Here is a 16949-nt window from a genome sequence, read left to right on the forward strand (position 1 = left end):
GCCCTAGGTGAAGGATGCAACTGCTAAAACCCCTGCAACACCACACCAAAATCGTGGTGACGATTGGCCCAGCTAGCAATTCCCCCGAGATGATCCGTAAATTACTCAAAGCGGGGATGAACGTGGCCCGATTAAATTTCTCGCACGGCAAGTACGAAGACCACGCGCGCTGTATCGAAAACCTACGGGCGGCGGCGGCGGAGTTGGATTTGCCCCTGATGTTGCTCCAGGATTTGCAAGGCCCAAAGATCCGGGTGGGCGACTTGCCGCCAGAAGGTCTGACCTTGACAGAAGGGATGGCCTTGACCCTGGTGCCCCTTGGTCAGGAGGATGGCCAGCCCAACACGGTCCCAATTGATTATCCCTACATCGCCGAAGAGGCAATGCCCGGTACGCCGGTGCTTCTGGATGACGGCCTGCTGGAGTTGCGGGTGGAACAGGTGCAGGGCCAGCGGGTGGCCTGTCGAGTGGTTAAAGGAGGACAACTCAGAAGCCGCAAGGGGGTCAATTTCCCAACCCTTGACCTGCGACTCCCGGCGATGACGGAAAAGGACAAGCAGGATTTAGAATTTGGCCTGGCTCATGGGGTGGACCTGATTTCCCTGAGCTTTGTGCGGCGACCGGAGGACGTGCAGGAACTCAAGCACCTGTTGCGCCAAAAGGGAGCCAAGGTGCCGGTGCTGGCCAAGATTGAAAAGCCCCAGGCGGTGGAGAACATCGAAGCCATCATTGCCGAATCCGACGCAATCATGGTGGCGCGGGGGGATTTAGGCGTGGAAATGAGTCCCGAAAAGGTGCCCCTGATTCAAAAACGCATCATCCACCTGTGCAACCAGCGGGGGGTGCCGGTGATTACCGCCACGCAAATGCTCGAGAGCATGATCCACAACCCGCGTCCCACCCGCGCCGAAGCCAGCGATGTGGCCAACGCCATTATTGACGGCACCGATGCAGTGATGCTGTCGGGAGAGTCCGCCGTCGGCCAGTACCCGGTAGAGGCGGTGCAAATGCTGGCCCGGATTGCGATGGAAGTGGAACCGGCCACCCGCTTTGCCAATTACCCAGCCAACCAGAGCGAGGACGTGGACGCCATCACCGAGGCGATGCACGCGATTGAGGACACCCTTGACCTGCGCTGCATTGTGGTGTTTACCAATTCGGGACGCACCGCGCGGTTGGCCTCCGCCGAACGGCCTCGCAAACCCATCGTCGCCTATACCCCCCACAAGCACATTTACAACCAGCTCAGCCTCTACTGGGGCGTCCGCCCGATCCTGACCCGCTGGTTTACCGACAATGTGATGGACGTGTTGCGGGAGATGGAATTGGACCTGCTACAGCGCCAGTACGTCCTTCCTGGCGACAAGGTGCTGGTGATGGCGGGGATTCCCTTTGGCCAGGCCCAAACCACCAATTTCCTCAAGATTCATACGATTGGGGGCTAAAGCAGCGGCAGACCCGCCTCCTGGGCGAATTGACGGCGAGTGGTGGGATAGTCCACGACAAGACCCTCGCCAGCAATGGGGGGTGCCGGTTGCCCTTCGATTTGCAGGTAAATCGGCGCTTGGGGGTTCAAACTGCTGGCGGTGTAAATCACCTGGGCCACGCGATAAATGACCGAGTAACTGCCCCCGCCGCTGGTAAATTCCCGCGACAGGTTCACCACCACGCCCCCGTCTTTGATTTCCAAACCTAACAGCCGCGTGCCAGGGGGAATCGCACTGACTTTATCGCCGGGAGGCGTGCTTAGCAGCAGGTTCAGGGCTTGACGCAACGCCGCTGCAGGGTCGTGTTTGGGGGCGTTGGGCAACGGTTCACTCACCAGCATTTCTTGCCCCTGCTGCACCTTGAGCCAGTACAGGCGGGGTTGCTCAGCCGTCACCACAAACGTTTTTTCAACAGGGCGACGGGCCTGCTGGAACCACCACAGACTCCCGCCGCCGACCAGGACCGAAATCGCTAGGACCCATCCCCACCAGCGCCGGTTTTTCCCCATCGGTGCAGAGCGCATCATGGCTAACTCCCTTTTTTTTCATTGTGCCCTAACCGGCGGTTACGACGTTTTCCAAGCGCCCCACGTGTCCCTTACAATAGCCCCAGAGCGCAGGCGAGTGGGCATGAGCGAACGCATTCCGGTGATTGTCACGGGTGCCGCCGGTCGCATGGGGCGGCAAGTAGTGCAGGCGGTGGCCGCCAGTCCCGACATGGTCCTGATGGGGGCAGTGGACCACCAGCGGGTGGGCGAAGACGCCGGTATCGTCGCTGGCATTGGGGAGTTGGAAGTGCCCATTACGTCCGATTTACAGTCCTTGTGCGCGCTGGTAGCTCAGGAAAAACAGCCCGGCGTCATGGTGGATTTCACCCATCCCCGCAGCGTCTACGACAACGTGCGGGCGGCAATTGCCTACGGCGTCTATCCGGTGGTGGGCACGACGGGGATGAGCACTGAACAAATTGAAGACTTGGCGGAATTTTGCGACAAAGCCAGCATCGGGTGCATCATTGCCCCCAACTTTTCCATCGGCATGGTGCTGTTGCAGCAGGCAGCGGTTCAGGCCTCCCGTTACTTTGAACACGTGGAAATCATCGAACTGCACCACAACCAGAAAGCCGACGCGCCCAGTGGCACAGCGCTTAAGACGGCGGAGATGCTGGCGGAAATGGGCAAAACCTACAATCCTTCCCAGGTTGAGGAAACGGAAACGCTGGCGGGTGTGCGGGGGGGTCTCGGGCCAGAACATATCCGCATCCACAGCGTGCGCTTACCTGGCTTACTGGCGCATCAGGAAGTGATTTTCGGAGCGCCCGGCGAAATCTATACCCTGCGCCACGACGTTACCGACCGCCGCTGTTACATGCCCGGCGTGCTGCTTGCTATTCGCAAAGTGCGCCAGTTAAAACAGCTCGTGTACGGACTCGAAAAAATCTTGGATTAGTTATGCAGGAGATTGAGCATTTGCGGCAACGTTACATCAATTGCCGGCAGCGGACGCTGGCTCTGATTGCACCCCTCACTGATGAACAACTCACCCAACAAGTTCACCCCGAATTTAGTCCTATCGGTTGGCATCTAGGTCACATTGCCTACACCGAGGCCTTGTGGCTCTTGGGTGAGCCGTTGCCCTACCCCGAACTCGCGCCCATTTTTCGGGTTGATGGCTATGCCAAAGCGGAGCGCAGTCGGGTCTTGCCTCCTAGGGACGTGCTGATGACTTATGTCCAAACCATTCGGGAAAAAGTGTTAGCTACCTTACCCACTATCACAGCCGAAAACGCACGCCTATGGCACTGGGTCATCCAGCACGAAATGCAGCATCAAGAAACCATCACGCTGCTTCGCGTCCTGCAAGGAAATCTCACTCCTGAATTGCCAAGGATTGCTGCGCCCCATCCCTGTTTACGAATTTCTGCAGGTTGGATGACTGTGGGTAGTGAAACAATAGACGCCCTTGATAACGAGCGCCCCTGTCATTCCCGCCATATTCAGACGTTTACAATCAGTAGTCGTCCCGTGACCCAGCAAGAGTTTCAGGAGTTTATTGAGGCGGGCGGTTATCAGGACAAACGCTGGTGGTCTGATGCCGGTTGGGCCTGGCTACAGCAGGAGCAAATCACGCAACCTTTGTACTGGCAAGCCGACTCGCCCTATCAACCCGTCTGCGGTCTCAGTTACTATGAAGCCGAAGCCTACTGCCGCTTTATTGGCAAGCGATTGCCGACCGAATGGGAGTGGGAAGCGGCTGCGCAACAGGGATTACCTTCGCAAGGGTTGGTGTGGGAATGGACTTGTTCGCTGTTTGCCCCCTACCCCGGCTTTTGTCCCTATCCCTATACCGGCTATTCCGCCGCCTATTTCGATGGTCAACATTACGTTTTGCGGGGGGGCAGTTGGGCGACGCATCCCTACCTCAAACGCACCAGCTTTCGCAACTGGTATCTCCCCCACGTGCGGCAAATTTTTGCCGGTCTTCGCTGGGCTGACTAGTCCTGTAGTTGCAGATGCGGCAAATTCCAAAAAGCCCCGCTCAGCGCCGAAAACTCAATACCCTTCACCCGATTCCGAATCGCCTCCAAATCCAAATTATTCACCAGATAAATAAACGGCAACTCCTCTTGAACCAGCTTTTGAAACTCGGCATAGATGGCCTTGCGTTTCTGCTCATCCATTTCTTGCGAACCCCGTACCATCAGCTCATCAATTTTCAGTTCCCAAGGCGTGGGTGACCAATTTTTCAGCGGTGGCTGTCCTGGCAGCGGCCCCTGGTTAAACGTATGCAAACTCCCTCGGCTGTACCAGATATTAAAACCACTGTGGGGGTCAATCCCACCACCGCCAAATCCCCCTAAATAACACTCCCAATCTCGCGTTTTATTCAGCCGTTCCACGTAGGAGTTAAAACTCATGGTTTGGATGTCCACCTGCATCCCCAATTGGGCTAAATCCTGCTTAATTTGAGCGGCCATCGCTGGACGAATGCGGCGTTCGATATTGGTGAGCAACGTAAAACGCACAACATTGCCCTGGTCATCCCGCAACCGGCCCTGTTCATCCCACGAAAAACCCGCCGCTTTGAGCAGTTCCCTGGCTTTCTTAGGGTTGTACTCATAGACCTTGACATTGGGGTCATAGTAGGGGCTGGCCGGATGGATGGGAGAGTTTTGCAACACCCCTAGCCCCCGAAAAATTGTGTTTTTCATGCGCTCCCGGTTGATCCCATAGGCCACCGCTTGCCGGAAGTTGCGGTTATGAAACCAGCGGGATTTCACAGGGTCCACCAGCGGCACCCCTTGGGCATTCTGGGCGCGGTTGAGATTAAAAGCAATAAACGTGCTCAAGGTTTCCGGCCCCGCATTATAGACCGTAAAATTGCGGCGCTTGGCTTCTTTTTTGAGGAGCTGAAAGGCCTCGGGAGCAACTTCTACCGCGTCTAACTCTTGGGACATAAACCGCAGGAGTTGCGTGTCTGTAGATTCAATAATTTGCCAGACAACTCGCTCAATGTAGGGCAAGGGTTTTCCCTGAGCGTCTTTTTGCCAGTAGTAGGGATTGCGGCGAAAAACCACCCGTTGCCCCGGGGTAAATCGCTCCATGACATAGGGGCCATTCCCCACAATTTGCTGCACCGGCGTATCAATCCCCCACATGGATAAAAACCGTGGGTTGCCCTGGGCATCCAGCGTTTGAATACCAGGACGGAGTACATGGGCGGGGAGAATGGCAATCCCCCCCACAAACCGCAGAAAAGGGGCAAAGGGTTCAGGAATGCGAAATTCGACCTGGCGTTGATTCAAGGCCCTCACCTCGGGAAACGCTCGACTTTGTCCAATCCGCAAAATGTCTTGAATTCCCGAAGGAATCTTGGGATTGAAATACACATCCCGAAACGAAAACACTACATCCTCAGCCGTCAAGGGGTGACCATCCGACCACCGCAAATTGTCCCGCAGCGTAAAAACAATGCGTTTTTTATCGGGACTGATTTCCCAGGATTCGGCGAGGCCAGGTTCCAACTCCAGCGTTACCCCATTGGTCTGCAACAACCCCTCGTAAATAAATCCAAACACACTGTAAAACGACGTGTTCAAGGGATAGTTAAACGTGGCGGGACCGGCGGGGGTTGCTAACACCAGTTGGGGAACACGGGCAATGGGTTGACGCAAACTGCAACCCACAAGCGTCATTGTCACCAAAAGGACCCCTAGCGCAATGCCAACGCCTTGGCGGACGCGAAAAATAGCCATCTAGTTGTGCAGGAACGCCTACGGTTGTGGGGCAATCATAGCATGGACGTTACGCCTCGTGTCGAATGCCTAGTCCGAGCCGCCGATTTTATAATGACGGGCGAAGCGCTGCTGCTTGGGAGGCAAGGGGGCCAGCGTAGATGTCAAAGGCAAATTATTACCATGTGCTAGGCGTGTCCTCCACAGCCACACCAGCAGAAATCCGAGCCGCCTACACCGCTCTCTGTAAAGAATTGCACCCTGATAAATTAGTAGGTTTAAGCCCAAACTTGCGCAAATCGGCGGAAGAACGCCTGAAGTTAGTGAATGAAGCCTATGAAACCCTAGGCGATGAGGAGCTACGGGCCGCCTATGACCGGAAAAGAGCCAGGAGTTATCGAGGCCCCACCTTCGATGAATGGCTGAACGAATTGCAATCATCGGTTCCGTTGGCGCTGGGCGTTCAGCGATTGACCCAACAGGAGGAAAAACTCTGGCAAAACTTTATCAAAGACTTGCACAGGCTACGTGAGCGCTATGGCATCCCCGAAAGTCCTGACCCAATTGAAATCGTCTTTCCCGACGACTTGACCACGAGAATAGGCCGCATCGTTGCCCTGATTGTGGGAGCAATCGCAACGGTCACTCTATCGGCCCTGTTGTTTGGGCTGCTTGTCCATGTCATTCATCTGTTTATCTATGGAATACGCTCACCGGTCTTCCTGGCGTTAATGGGACTGGGATTGACGCTCTTTTTGCCCCCGATTTACATTGCGGTCATTGTGATGACCGAAGCGAGCTTTTCTCAACACCAGAAGACAGAACTCATCTTCTCTCCAACCCTACGCGGCTACCGGCAACAAGCAGATGCGTTGATTGCCCATTTTCAACCCTGCAAACTTTGGGGTTGTCTTTATCCAAGGGCCTACGTGCGAGCCGTTGCGGCAGCCCGTCGTCGGTTTGTAGGCCATTGCCAGGACCTCCTGAGTAGAAGACAAGCCAAGGTCCATCTTTTCAAAGCCCTTGATCCCACAGGTTTCACCCTGGATTTTGTCTCTCATCTATCGGTTGCGGAACAACTTTTACTTATCATCGCGCTCCGGCAAAAACAGCAGGAAATTCGCTGGAAGCACTGGCGTAAACGGCTGGATGACCTGCTGGCTAAATCCGTTGTCTTTACCACGATTCTTATCCTTCTGGTTCCATTCTCCATGGCCTGGGTGACTGTCCCAAATCCGTTGCGGTCCTCGGGAAACGTTTTTGCCAATTCCATTTGGCGTTCCATGGCGCTCGATCGGCAGTTACCTATGTTTGATGTCCTGCTGGCTGGTGTGCTGGCATTGCCGTCTCAACTCCTGTTTTCGGGACAAGCGGTACTCTATACGGACCCAGTACAGGGTTATCGGTTGCAGGTGCCGGTGGAATTTCAACCGGTGGCGCCGGGGTCTTGGCTCGGCCCGCGTTTACCCACACGGAACCGATGGTCAATGCCGCCGCCGCTTTTCACGTGCATCTCAAGAAATATGGAGACGACCCCCTGTTTACCAATGTCGCGCCCGTCCCAGTGCAGGGGGTCTGGCATTTCGGGCTGAAGAGACTGTCCGACCAGGCAAAGCACCGGAGGATTTGCACCGCTGGTTCTTGTTCGTTTACGCCCATGAGCGGTTTACACGGTGGGCCTGAGTGGGCCGTTGCGGGCGTTTCAACAGGGTGTTTTATCCCCCGTTTTCACCAGCGTTATCTCCTCCCTAGTCCAAAAACCCCATGAGCTGGTCGTTATCCGCTGGTGGATGGGGCGCGACCGGGCGGCGCTGGACCTGAGTGAGAAAAAAGCGCAGAGCGATGGCCACGACTTCGGTTTCGCTCACGCGCCACTGTTGTTGAAGCGCCTGGAGCTGGGGGCGCAAGTCTTCGGGAATCGCGTAACGAACCGACTCTGCCGGTAAGGCCGGTTCTGCCGCCGTGGGCCGCCGTTGCAGGGGATTGTTGTCGGGTGTGAGACGAGGACGCGGTTTCACCGGGGAACCTGCTGCTGGATATACGTTACCAATTCTCGCAGAGGGGTGAGCAGGCGGGGGTCGTTGGTGTAACGGTGAATCGGCTCACCGGCTAGGTTGGACTCGGGAAACTTCACGGATTTGGGCAAGGGGGGAAACACATGAAAGTCGGGCTGGTTTTTTAGAGCGTTGAGCACATCCTGGGTCATGATGGTGTGCAGCTCAGCCATCGTGGGCAACACCCCCAGGATTTTGAGCTTGGGATTGAGGCGCTGCTGCACGTGTTGCACGGTTTCCAGCAGGGCGGTCAACCCCTTCAGGGCAAAAAACTGGCACTGCACGGGGATCAGCACGTAATCGGCGGCGGCCAGGGCGTTGATGGTGAGCAGGCCGCGACTGGGAGGACAGTCTATGAGAACGTAGCGAAATTGCCCGCGCAGGTCAGCTAGACGGTCGCGCAGGGTGTAAAAGGCACCGCTTTTTTGCAACAACTCCATTTCGGCGCGGGTGAGATGGGCATCGGCTGGGATGAGATAAATGCCGCTAGCGGTTTTTTGAATGACGTGGCTGGCTGGCACCTGACCGGTTAGCCAGTGATAGGCGCCTGGGGATTGCGCCGCTAGTTCCACCCCCAAACCCGTCGTCAGGTTGCCCTGAGGGTCGAGGTCAATCAGCAAACAGGGGTCCGATTCCGCCAGTAGCCCCCCAAGCGCTAAAGTAGAGGTGGTTTTGCCGACGCCTCCTTTGTGATTGGCAATGGCCAGGAACATGGCGGTCGTTGAGCAGTCATGATCTCAGTGTAGTGCGCCAAGGGGCGATGCGTTTGCCGACCAAGACCGTTACAGTGGGAAATACGAGGGTTTCAGCAGGGAGAGCGATGACTGAACCCAACCGCGCGCGGGTGCTGCTGGTCTGTGGGGATGCGGAAGTCCGTCAACGTCTCAGCGCTGAGCTGTTCGAGGCGGGCTACCCCTGTCAAGCCCTGGCTGAGCCGGCGGCGGTGCCAGCCTATTTGACCCAGCAACCGGCCTGTTTACTCATCGTGGAAGCCAGTCCGGCGGGGCTTGCCCTGTGCCGCCAGGTGAGCCAGAGCCACCCCCAGTTGCCCATCCTGCTCTTGACGGCAGGAGATAGCTTGGAGGAACGGATTGCCTGTTTGGAGTCGGGGGCGTGGGACTACCTGAGCGCGCCCTATCCCCGCAAGGAGCTGCTGCGCTGGTTGAATCTTTACGTGCAACCCCAGACAGGACCCACGGAAGTCCTGACGTTTGCCGACTTGACCCTGGACTTGAACACGCGAGTCGCCCTGCGCAAGCAACGGCAAATCCAACTGACGATGAAGGAATTTGACCTGCTCAAATTTCTCATGCAAAATCCGGGGCGGGTGTTGACGCGGGAAGAAATCATGGAGCAAGTGTGGGGCTATCAGTCGGTGCATGAGTCGAACGTGATCGAGGTCTATGTCCGTTACCTGCGCCTGAAGCTCGACCAGCCAGGGGAAAAACACCTGATTCAAACGGTGCGGGGTGTTGGGTATGTTCTCCGGGAACCTTAGACGCTACCTAGGGGGCGCTGTCCTAGCGGTGGTGCTCACAGGGACAACGGCCATCGCCGAAAAGCCCCAGTATCTGCCGGTGCGCGCCCAGTTCCAACACAACGGGCAACGGGTGCTCCTGGAGGTGGCCTGGACGCCGGAGCAACAGGCGCTAGGCCTGATGTACCGTGAACGCCTGGTGCCTGACCGGGGAATGCTGTTTCCCTTCTACCCGCCCCGTCCGGTGCAGTTCTGGATGAAAAATATGCGGGCGCCGATTGACATGGTGTTTCTGCGCGAGAACCGGGTGATTGCCATTTACCCCAACGTGCCGCCCTGTCCTCGCGACCCTTGCCCGACCTACGGCCCCGATGACCTAGTGGATGCGGTGATTGAACTGGCGCCGGGACGCGCCCAGCAGTTGGGTCTGAGGGTGGGTGATACCCTCATCGTGCGGCTGATTCGGCCCAGCGGCGTGCCCAAGCGAGAATAGCCTGTCCCTTCTCGGGCGTGGGGGATTCGCAGTACAGGCGCAGGAGCGGTTCCGTACCGCTCAAGCGAACGAGTAACCAGCTCTGGTCGGCCAGGTAAAATTTGTAGCCGTCGCCGCTCCAGGTTTTTACCACATCCGTATCAGCAATCTGGGTAGGGGGGTGTTCAGCCAACTGTTGCAACAGGCGCTCCTTCACCGCCGTATCCGCCAACGGCACGTCGATCCGGTCATAGACGCTGTAAAAGCCGGTCTTCTCCTGCAATTGGCGATATAGGACTTCGAGAGGTTTCTGGGTTAGGGCTACCGCCTCCAGCAGGTACAACGCTGACAGCAGGGCATCCCGTTCCGGCAAGTAGTGGCCGTAGCCGATGCCGCCTGACTCTTCACCCCCTAGGAGCACACCGCCCTTGAGCATTTCCTGGGCAATGTACTTAAAACCGATGGGGGTTTCCACCACCGGCAAACCGTAGTAGGCCGCCGTCTTGGCGATCAACTCCGAGCCGCTGATGGTTTTTACCACCGTACCTTGCAGTCGCCGCCGTTCGGCCAAATGCTCAATCAGGATGGGAATCAGCACCTGGGGCGAGAGAAATTGCCCTTGACCGTCCATCGCTGCAATCCGGTCCCCATCCCCGTCAAACACCAAGCCCACTTGGGGGCCGTGGTGTCGCTGCAAGGTGGTGCGCAACTCCTCCAGGTAAGGAGGCAGCGGTTCCGGCGGATGACCACCGAACAACACATCCCGTTGGGTGCGGATTTCCTGCACCGCGTTCCCCAAAATGCGTGTCAATCCCCCCGACGCTGCTCCGTGCATTGGGTCCACCCACACCTGCCAGTGCTGCAAGCCAGCGCGAATTTGCGCCACATCCACTTGCTGCTGGAGCGCCTGCACGTAATCCGGCCAGGGGTCAAACACGGTCACCGCTCCACTAGGGCGCTGAGGCAATGGTTGCGTCAAGTGGGCTTCGATGCGCTGCGTCATATCCGGCGGGATGGACCCCCCAAAGGCCCCTTTGACCTTCAAGCCGTTGTAGATGGCTGGGTTGTGACTGGCTGTGATCACCAGCGCCCCCATGGCCCTGTAATGTCGGACGCCGTAGCTAAAGGCGGGTGTGGAGGCCGCTTGGGTTGCCAATAGCACCTGATAGCCCGCAGCGGCAACGGCCTGGGCGGCAGTTTGCGCAAACTCCTCTGACAAAAAACGCCGGTCATAGCCAACCAGCAGGGGCGCTTCAGGACAGGCCTCTGCCAGAACTTCAGCGGCGGCCACCGCCACCTGGGCCACCCGGTCGAAGGTGAACTCCTTAGCGATCACCCCCCGCCAACCGTCCGTGCCAAAGCGAATCGCCCCCATGCCTTAGCTCCTGTGCACCCGTCCCCTTATTGTAACCGCTGGTTCTGGAGCAACACATCACCTGCAAAGCGGTACACCAGGCGGAAATTGGGAAGCAGTCGCAGGATGTGCGCGAGATTAATTTGGCCTTCGTACAGTTCCACGTTCGAGTATTCTGTGTAGAAATAGCGGGTTTTCTCCAAGGTCTGTTTGCCGCCCTGGATCAAATCAACTTCCGCTCCCTGGACATCAGCCCAGATGAAATCAATCTGGGTAATTGAGTGTGCCTGGCACCAGGTATCTAGGCGCTGGGTGGGGACAGTGATTGTTTTTTCAAAAACAATCCAAGGGAACCGTTCGAGATGCCGTTTGGGCCGGCGGATGGAACCCGAATCGTACCAGCTACGAGCTATCGCCGCGTCTGGGTGGGTATCGCTCATAAAAAACGGAATTTCCCCATCCTGGTTGGAAATCGCGATGGGATAGAGTTGCACCCGTGGGTCGTTCCCTAGGCGCTGTTGAAAATCAGCAATGGCGCGGGGGTCCGGTTCAAAACAGTAGATTTTTGCCCGTGGAAAACACTCCAGAAACTGCACGGTGTGTTCCCCGTTATTACAGCCGATTTCTAGGATCACGGGGTTGTCTTTTCCAAGAAGTTGCACCAGTTCCTGCACATCCAAACCACCGGGGGTAATGGGTGTGAATTCGGGCCTGAAGTAACTGAGTGCCTGTTGAAGGCGCCGCTTGAGGGGTCGCCGGAGTGAAGCCGGAATCAAGGGCTTGAGGGCGGCTTTCAAGGTTGAAATCATAGCGAATGAGCTATGCGATTGCTCTAGATGCATTGTATAAAAATCCTATTTGAGAGCCGAATGGCCTAGGAATGATCCAAAAACCCTTTTTCTATAGCTATAGCTGAGCACAGAATGCTTGACATGGGTAGAAACTGGAACCCCAGATGATTCTGCATTAGTTGCCTCTCAAAGGCGACAACCTAAACCCAAGGGTCGCAGGGCGTAGCCCCGTTCTGGTTTTTTTCGGTTGTCTCCTAGACAAACTAAAGTGGTCTAGCTATGATTGGACGCTAGGGCTGATGAAGGGGTTCTATCGGAACTTGCAACAAGCCCCCATCAAGGCCGAAGCATGGCGTCAAGTTCAGATTGCCCTGTTGCGGGGTTTGCAAGGGGGTGTGCCGGTGCCGCTAGTGATTGCTCAATAGGAGAACCAGCTCCTCAATCATCCCCACGACTGGGCGGGGTTTACGCTCGTGGGTAGCCCCTGGTAATCACGCTTCAGGAACCATCAAATTTTGCTCGCCATTGCCGGGGTGTGTAGGATGAGGTCAGCCCTAACCAGCGTAGGAGCGGCGCTAATAAGCCCTTGCCATTGCAGGGCACAACGATGGTTTCCGACTCTGGATAAAACAAATCCGGCGATAAACCATTGTCCACCCAGACCCGTTTCAGTTCCGCAAATTCGGACGCTGTTAAATTCAGCACCCAACACCCCGTATCATCGGCATGACAAATCAGTGATGGGTTCATCATCAAGGATTATAGCTAAAAACATTTAGTCTGACGTAGAATAAGGCTGATAGGTTACGGAGTGATGTCTAAGCCTTACAGCACAGACCTGCGCTAGAGAGCTATTGAAGCGGTCTTGGGGGGTGCAACACTCGTCGAAGTGAGATATCGCACGTTACAACGTTGGCTCAAACAATGGTCTGAAACCAGTGATTGCGCACCGAAGACCGGTTACCAAAAGGGGCATAGTCATAAGATTAAAGACTCGGATGAATTTCGCAAGTTCGTCGATGCGAACCCCAGTTTGACCCAAAAGGAAATGGCAGCTAGTATGACGATTTGTAGGGCGCTTAAAAGACGAGCAAGAGCGGCAAGCATATCTCGAGAAAATGAAGGATGTGAAGTCGGAAGAAGTTGTTTATATAGACCAATCCGGCATTGACCAGCGAGCAGTTTATGAGCATGGCTGGGGTAATTATGGCAAGAAGGCGGGTGGGATATGATGGGTGGTGATTATCTCGGGAGATTCATCAAGCCATTAACCTGGATAGGGAGCTGCAATTTACAGGTCGTTTTAACTTGGTTGCGTGAGTGGTTACTACCGGCGATTGGTCCTGGTAAAAAGATGGTGATGGACAATGCCAGTTTTCACCGGTCGGCGGCGGTTAGGTAAGTGGTGGAAGCGGCTGGGTGTGAGCTGATATATTTGCCTAGATATTTGCCAGATTTGAACCCGATTGATTGAGCAAAAGGTGCGTAAGTTACAGGTGAGTTCAATCGAAAATCTGCAATCCTTGGTCAATGAAACTATCCGTAGCTTATGTCAAGTTTTGTGATTTTAGCTATAGCCATATGGCTGAGCACAGAATGCTTGACATGGGCAGCAACCGGAAACCTACATGTTTTCCTGTTGGTTGCTTCTCAAGCGCGACAACCTAAATGTTTCCTGCTATAGGAGCGGCTATAGCTAAGCACACAATGTCTGGCACGAGCAGCAGCTAGAAACCTTGAAGCTTTGACCTTGCCTGCTGCTCAAGTACGCTAACTTAAATGTTGTCTGCTATAGATGTCGATTGGTTTTAAGATGTTCCTGGCCTGAATCCGATTTGGGTCGGCCATGCTTGGAGTGTAACCAAGCAGAACCTACGTTCTCTCGTAGTCAGTTTAGCTATAGACGTCCATAGGTTTATATCCCAAAACTGAAGGGGAACTAGTCACCTAGCTCCCCTACCCTAACAATTTATACTCAGAACCTTTATCAGCTGGTTCCGATTCATCACCTTATTGAAGCTAGGAACCTTTATGATGCTGGTTCCTTTCTGACTGCTATCTCTCAGTATCCCCTAAGTCACCGGCACCCCCCGTAATTTTTAATTATTTCTTTATGCTACGGACTGAAACGGGAGATGACGTTTTGTGTCTTTTTGTCGGACATCCAGGACTGGCGGGGGTTGAAGCGTTCGATTTGACGGATTTGTTCATACAGTTGCAGCTCTTGGGGCGTCAGTTCGGTGGGAATTTGAATCACGACCTCCACAATCTGGTCGCCGCGGGTGCCGTCTTCGCGGAGATAGCCCCGACCGGTCAAACGCAAGCGCTGGTGGTTTTGCACACGGGGGGGAATCGCCAGTTTCACGGGGCCGTCCAAGGTCGGAATCGGCACTTGCGCCCCCAAAATGGCTTCGCTGGGGGTCACGGGTACGGTGCAGTAGATGTCGTCGCCCTCCAGGCGCAGGTGCTCATCGGGCAAGACATGGATTTTCAAGTACAAATCGCCGCCGTTTTCCCCCTGGTGGCGCAGGCGAATGCGTTGACCCGTAACCATACCAGGGGGCAGGTTCACCTCTAGGGTGCGTCCGCCGATACTCAGGCGCTGGCGCCCGCCCCGATAGGCCTGTTGCAGGGACAGTTGCAGGCGGGCTTCGATGTCGGCGGGGCCGTCCTCGTCCCAGGCGTCGCGCGGGGGCGATTCGGGACGGCGGGTAAAACGGGTCAACAGTTGATCCAGAAAGTCCTGGAAATCGGCAAAGCGCCCGTAGTCAAAGACACCGCTACCGCGCGGCGGTGGTTCCCCCTGAAAGCCCTTTTGTTGCCAGTACTGGCCAAACCGGTTGTACTCGGCCCGTTTTTCGCTGTCGGAAAGCACCTGGTAGGCTTCGCCGATGAGCTTGAACATTTCCTCGGCCTGTTTGTCGCCAGGGTTCAAGTCGGGATGGTAGCGACGGGCTAATTGCCGGTAGGCGCGTTTGATGTCCGCCAGGCTGGCATTGCGGTCAACCCCCAGGATTTGGTAGTAGTTGCGGAAGTTGCGCATGGCGCTACCAGTTGTCATCGTCCCACTCGCGGCGACGGCGATGGCTGCTGTGACCCTCTGGGCGGCTCCAGGGAGGCGAAAACCAGGGCATCTCATCCTCCTGCTGCTGCTGCCGGACGATGGCAAGGAGTTCGTTGAGTTGGTCCTGCAACCGGCTGGTGAGCTGGTCCACCTTGACCAAATCCTTGGCCGCCAAACTCCGCCGTAGGGCCTGGATCAGTTGCTCGAGCTTTTGCCGCCGCTCCCGCAGAAACAAAAACCCGTAATCCAAGGTCACCTGGCGCAATTGCCGTTCCGCCTTTTGGATCAGGGCCTCCGCCTTTTGACAGCGCTCGATTTTTTGCTTCTGGGCCTGGTCGCTGGGGGCTGCCCGCTCCGCCTCGGCCAGCATTTTTTGAATCTCGCTGGGGGTGAGACTGGCGGCGTCCTGGATGGTAATCGTGTGCTGTCGCCCCGTTTGGCGGTCCTGGGCTGAGACCTGTAGGATCCCGTTGGCGTCAATGTCAAAAGCTACCTGCACCTGGGGCAACCCCTTGGGCGCCGGCGGAATCCCCGTCAACCGAAACCGGCCTAAGGATTTGTTGCCGCTGGCCAGAGGACGCTCCCCTTGTAAAACATGGATCTCCACAGCGCTCTGGTTGTCCTCGGCGGTGGAGAAAATATCGGAGCGGCGCACGGGAATCGGCGTGTTACGGGGAATCAGGACCTTCATCATGCCGTTGGCGGTTTCCAACCCTAGCGACAAGGGCGTGACATCCAACAGCAGTACATCCCGCAAATCTCCGGCCAGCACTGCGCCCTGGATCGCGGCACCCATGGCCACCACCTCCTCCGGGTTCAGCCCCTGATAGGGTTCCTGGCCGAGCATCTCCCGCACCAACTGGCGCACCATCGGCATCCGAGTTGAACCGCCCACCAAGAGCACAGCGTCCAGGTCGGCGGGGTCTAGGCCGCTGTCGGCAAGAGCCTGGTCCACCGGCCCCCGCAGGCGGTCGAGCAAATCCGCACACAGGGACTCCAAGGTACTGCGGGTAAGTTCGGTTTCCAGGTGCAACGGTCCTTCCTCCGTCGCGGTGATAAAGGGCAAGTTAATCAAAGTGCTGGGTACGCTGGAAAGTTCAATCTTGGCCTTTTCCGCCGCCTCCAACAGCCGTTGAAAGGCTTGCCGTTCCCGCCGCAGGTCAATGCCATGTTCCCGCTGGAATTGGTCCGCCAGCCAGTTCACCAGGCGCTGGTCAAAGTCCACGCCCCCTAACTGGGTGTCCCCCGCCGTCGCCCGCACCTCAAACACCCCTTGGCTAATGTCCAGGATGGAAACATCGAACGTGCCGCCCCCCAGGTCAAACACCAGCACCGTCTGGTCATCTTTCTTATCCAAGCCGTAGGCCAGGGCCGCCGCCGTCGGCTCGTTGAGGATACGTTTGACCTCCAGGCCGGCCAAGCGTCCCGCATCCCGCGTCGCCTGGCGTTGCGCGTCGTTGAAGTAGGCTGGAACCGTGATCACCACGTCGGTCACCGGGTAGCCCAGCACCTGTTCGGCGTCATCGGCCAGCTTGCGCAGGATCATCGCCGAGAGTTCTTCTGGGGTAAAGGTCTGGTCTAAACGGGGGCAATAGACCTCCACGCGGTTGCGCACGCCGCGCCGGATGGTGTAAGGCACGCGCCGAGCCACTGGGGGCAATTCGTCGTAGGTCATGCCCATCAACCGTTTCACCCCGTAGAAGGTGTTTTTGGGGTCTATCACCGCTTGCCGCCGCGCCAGTTGACCCACCAGGCGTTCGCCGTCGCGCGTAAATCCCACCACGCTGGGGGTGGTGCGACTGCCTTCGCTGTTGGGGATGACTACGGGTTTCCCCCCCTCCATTACCGCCACTACCGAGTTGGTTGTCCCTAAATCAATGCCCACCACCCTGGTCATGGACTGTGCAATTGCGATTCGCCGTTCTCTGTATCCTATCTTAATGTTCCTAATGTGCAGCTCTGCGCAGGCCGGTTCACGCCAGGGGCGATAGGATGAAGAAAAAAAGGGAGCAACAG

16 protein-coding genes are annotated in these 16949 nt (G+C 56.5%); 7 read left to right on the forward strand and 9 right to left on the reverse strand.

The window, feature by feature from the left end; genetic code table 11:
* The first annotated feature begins 14 nt into the window (after positions 1 to 14).
* Complete coding sequence (gene pyk / locus NZ705_00120) at positions 15 to 1445, forward strand: pyruvate kinase (protein ID MCS7291367.1); 1431 nt, start codon at positions 15 to 17, stop codon at positions 1443 to 1445.
* Here the strand turns inward: pyk and NZ705_00125 are convergent.
* On the reverse strand, positions 1442 to 2014 hold the full coding sequence (locus NZ705_00125; protein ID MCS7291368.1) for a GerMN domain-containing protein: 573 nt from the start codon (positions 2012 to 2014) through the stop codon (positions 1442 to 1444). The two genes, pyk and NZ705_00125, sit on opposite strands and share 4 nt — an antisense overlap.
* 103 nt (positions 2015 to 2117) lie before the next feature.
* On the opposite strand from NZ705_00125, the gene dapB reads away from it, so the two are divergent.
* Together dapB and NZ705_00135 are read left to right on the forward strand one after the other, a co-directional pair.
* A complete protein-coding gene (dapB, locus tag NZ705_00130) occupies positions 2118 to 2936 on the forward strand; it encodes a 4-hydroxy-tetrahydrodipicolinate reductase (GenBank protein MCS7291369.1) in 819 nt (272 codons plus the stop codon).
* Between the two features lie 2 nt (positions 2937 to 2938).
* The gene (locus tag NZ705_00135) at positions 2939 to 3985 is read left to right on the forward strand and encodes an SUMF1/EgtB/PvdO family nonheme iron enzyme (GenBank protein MCS7291370.1); all 1047 of its coding nucleotides are present in this window, start codon (positions 2939 to 2941) and stop codon (positions 3983 to 3985) included.
* Here the strand turns inward: NZ705_00135 and NZ705_00140 are convergent.
* A complete protein-coding gene (locus NZ705_00140; GenBank protein ID MCS7291371.1) occupies positions 3982 to 5742 on the reverse strand; it encodes an ABC transporter substrate-binding protein in 1761 nt (586 codons plus the stop codon). The genes NZ705_00135 and NZ705_00140 overlap by 4 nt on opposite strands.
* Before the next feature lie 140 nt (positions 5743 to 5882).
* Here NZ705_00140 and NZ705_00145 point away from each other — a divergent pair, with 140 nt between their 5' ends.
* On the forward strand, positions 5883 to 7313 hold the full coding sequence (locus NZ705_00145; protein ID MCS7291372.1) for a J domain-containing protein: 1431 nt from the start codon (positions 5883 to 5885) through the stop codon (positions 7311 to 7313).
* A gap of 156 nt (positions 7314 to 7469) precedes the next feature.
* Here the strand turns inward: NZ705_00145 and NZ705_00150 are convergent, their stop codons facing one another.
* Together NZ705_00150 and NZ705_00155 are read right to left on the reverse strand one after the other, a co-directional pair.
* Positions 7470 to 7739: a hypothetical protein gene (locus NZ705_00150; protein ID MCS7291373.1), complete on the reverse strand. Its 270-nt coding sequence runs from the start codon at positions 7737 to 7739 to the stop codon at positions 7470 to 7472.
* Positions 7736 to 8488 (reverse strand): AAA family ATPase, encoded by a 753-nt coding sequence (locus tag NZ705_00155; GenBank protein ID MCS7291374.1) that lies wholly within the window; start codon positions 8486 to 8488, stop codon positions 7736 to 7738. Before NZ705_00155 ends, NZ705_00150 begins: the two co-directional genes overlap by 4 nt.
* 107 nt (positions 8489 to 8595) lie before the next feature.
* On the opposite strand from NZ705_00155, the gene NZ705_00160 reads away from it, so the two are divergent.
* Together NZ705_00160 and NZ705_00165 are read left to right on the forward strand one after the other, a co-directional pair.
* Entirely contained in the window at positions 8596 to 9273 is a 678-nt protein-coding gene (locus NZ705_00160) for a response regulator transcription factor (protein MCS7291375.1), read from the forward strand.
* Positions 9254 to 9745, forward strand: a complete 492-nt coding sequence (locus NZ705_00165) for a DUF192 domain-containing protein (GenBank protein ID MCS7291376.1) — start codon at positions 9254 to 9256, stop codon at positions 9743 to 9745. The genes NZ705_00160 and NZ705_00165 overlap by 20 nt, the downstream gene beginning before the upstream one ends.
* Here NZ705_00165 and NZ705_00170 read toward each other — a convergent pair.
* Together NZ705_00170 and NZ705_00175 are read right to left on the reverse strand one after the other, a co-directional pair.
* On the reverse strand, positions 9699 to 11099 hold the full coding sequence (locus NZ705_00170; GenBank protein MCS7291377.1) for a hypothetical protein: 1401 nt from the start codon (positions 11097 to 11099) through the stop codon (positions 9699 to 9701). The genes NZ705_00165 and NZ705_00170 overlap by 47 nt on opposite strands.
* A 26-nt stretch (positions 11100 to 11125) precedes the next feature.
* On the reverse strand, positions 11126 to 11887 hold the full coding sequence (locus NZ705_00175; protein ID MCS7291378.1) for an FkbM family methyltransferase: 762 nt from the start codon (positions 11885 to 11887) through the stop codon (positions 11126 to 11128).
* A 281-nt stretch (positions 11888 to 12168) separates the two neighbouring features.
* Between NZ705_00175 and NZ705_00180 the strand changes: the two genes are divergently transcribed.
* Positions 12169 to 12294 (forward strand): CHAT domain-containing protein, encoded by a 126-nt coding sequence (locus NZ705_00180; protein MCS7291379.1) that lies wholly within the window; start codon positions 12169 to 12171, stop codon positions 12292 to 12294.
* 73 nt (positions 12295 to 12367) lie between these two features.
* Here NZ705_00180 and NZ705_00185 read toward each other — a convergent pair whose 3' ends face one another.
* From NZ705_00185 to dnaK, 3 genes are all read right to left on the reverse strand, one after another.
* Positions 12368 to 12622, reverse strand: coding sequence for a hypothetical protein (locus NZ705_00185; GenBank protein MCS7291380.1), 255 nt, complete (start codon positions 12620 to 12622; stop codon positions 12368 to 12370).
* 1363 nt (positions 12623 to 13985) lie between these two features.
* Entirely contained in the window at positions 13986 to 14930 is a 945-nt protein-coding gene (locus NZ705_00190; protein ID MCS7291381.1) for a DnaJ domain-containing protein, read from the reverse strand.
* Complete coding sequence (dnaK, locus tag NZ705_00195) at positions 14917 to 16830, reverse strand: molecular chaperone DnaK (protein ID MCS7291382.1); 1914 nt, start codon at positions 16828 to 16830, stop codon at positions 14917 to 14919. The genes NZ705_00190 and dnaK overlap by 14 nt, the downstream gene beginning before the upstream one ends.
* Positions 16831 to 16949: the final 119 nt, after the last annotated feature.

Origin of the sequence: Gloeomargarita sp. SKYB120 (genome assembly GCA_025062155.1) — a bacterium.
Taxonomy (GTDB): Bacteria; Cyanobacteriota; Cyanobacteriia; order Gloeomargaritales; family Gloeomargaritaceae; genus Gloeomargarita.

What these genes read in the sequence shown, in the direction of transcription:
- NZ705_00145 (MCS7291372.1), top strand. Translation starts at nt 5,883, where the DNA reads ATGTCAAAGGCAAATTATTACCATGTGCTAGGCGTGTCCTCCACAGCC.
- NZ705_00170 (MCS7291377.1), bottom strand. Translation starts at nt 11,099, where the DNA reads ATGGGGGCGATTCGCTTTGGCACGGACGGTTGGCGGGGGGTGATCGCT.
- NZ705_00180 (MCS7291379.1), top strand. Translation starts at nt 12,169, where the DNA reads ATGAAGGGGTTCTATCGGAACTTGCAACAAGCCCCCATCAAGGCCGAA.
- NZ705_00175 (MCS7291378.1), bottom strand. Translation starts at nt 11,887, where the DNA reads ATGATTTCAACCTTGAAAGCCGCCCTCAAGCCCTTGATTCCGGCTTCA.
- NZ705_00160 (MCS7291375.1), top strand. Translation starts at nt 8,596, where the DNA reads ATGACTGAACCCAACCGCGCGCGGGTGCTGCTGGTCTGTGGGGATGCG.
- NZ705_00140 (MCS7291371.1), bottom strand. Translation starts at nt 5,742, where the DNA reads ATGGCTATTTTTCGCGTCCGCCAAGGCGTTGGCATTGCGCTAGGGGTC.
- dnaK (MCS7291382.1), bottom strand. Translation starts at nt 16,830, where the DNA reads ATGACCAGGGTGGTGGGCATTGATTTAGGGACAACCAACTCGGTAGTG.
- NZ705_00190 (MCS7291381.1), bottom strand. Translation starts at nt 14,930, where the DNA reads ATGACAACTGGTAGCGCCATGCGCAACTTCCGCAACTACTACCAAATC.
- NZ705_00165 (MCS7291376.1), top strand. Translation starts at nt 9,254, where the DNA reads ATGTTCTCCGGGAACCTTAGACGCTACCTAGGGGGCGCTGTCCTAGCG.
- NZ705_00185 (MCS7291380.1), bottom strand. Translation starts at nt 12,622, where the DNA reads ATGATGAACCCATCACTGATTTGTCATGCCGATGATACGGGGTGTTGG.
- pyk (MCS7291367.1), top strand. Translation starts at nt 15, where the DNA reads ATGCAACTGCTAAAACCCCTGCAACACCACACCAAAATCGTGGTGACG.
- NZ705_00135 (MCS7291370.1), top strand. Translation starts at nt 2,939, where the DNA reads ATGCAGGAGATTGAGCATTTGCGGCAACGTTACATCAATTGCCGGCAG.
- NZ705_00125 (MCS7291368.1), bottom strand. Translation starts at nt 2,014, where the DNA reads ATGATGCGCTCTGCACCGATGGGGAAAAACCGGCGCTGGTGGGGATGG.
- NZ705_00155 (MCS7291374.1), bottom strand. Translation starts at nt 8,488, where the DNA reads ATGTTCCTGGCCATTGCCAATCACAAAGGAGGCGTCGGCAAAACCACC.
- dapB (MCS7291369.1), top strand. Translation starts at nt 2,118, where the DNA reads ATGAGCGAACGCATTCCGGTGATTGTCACGGGTGCCGCCGGTCGCATG.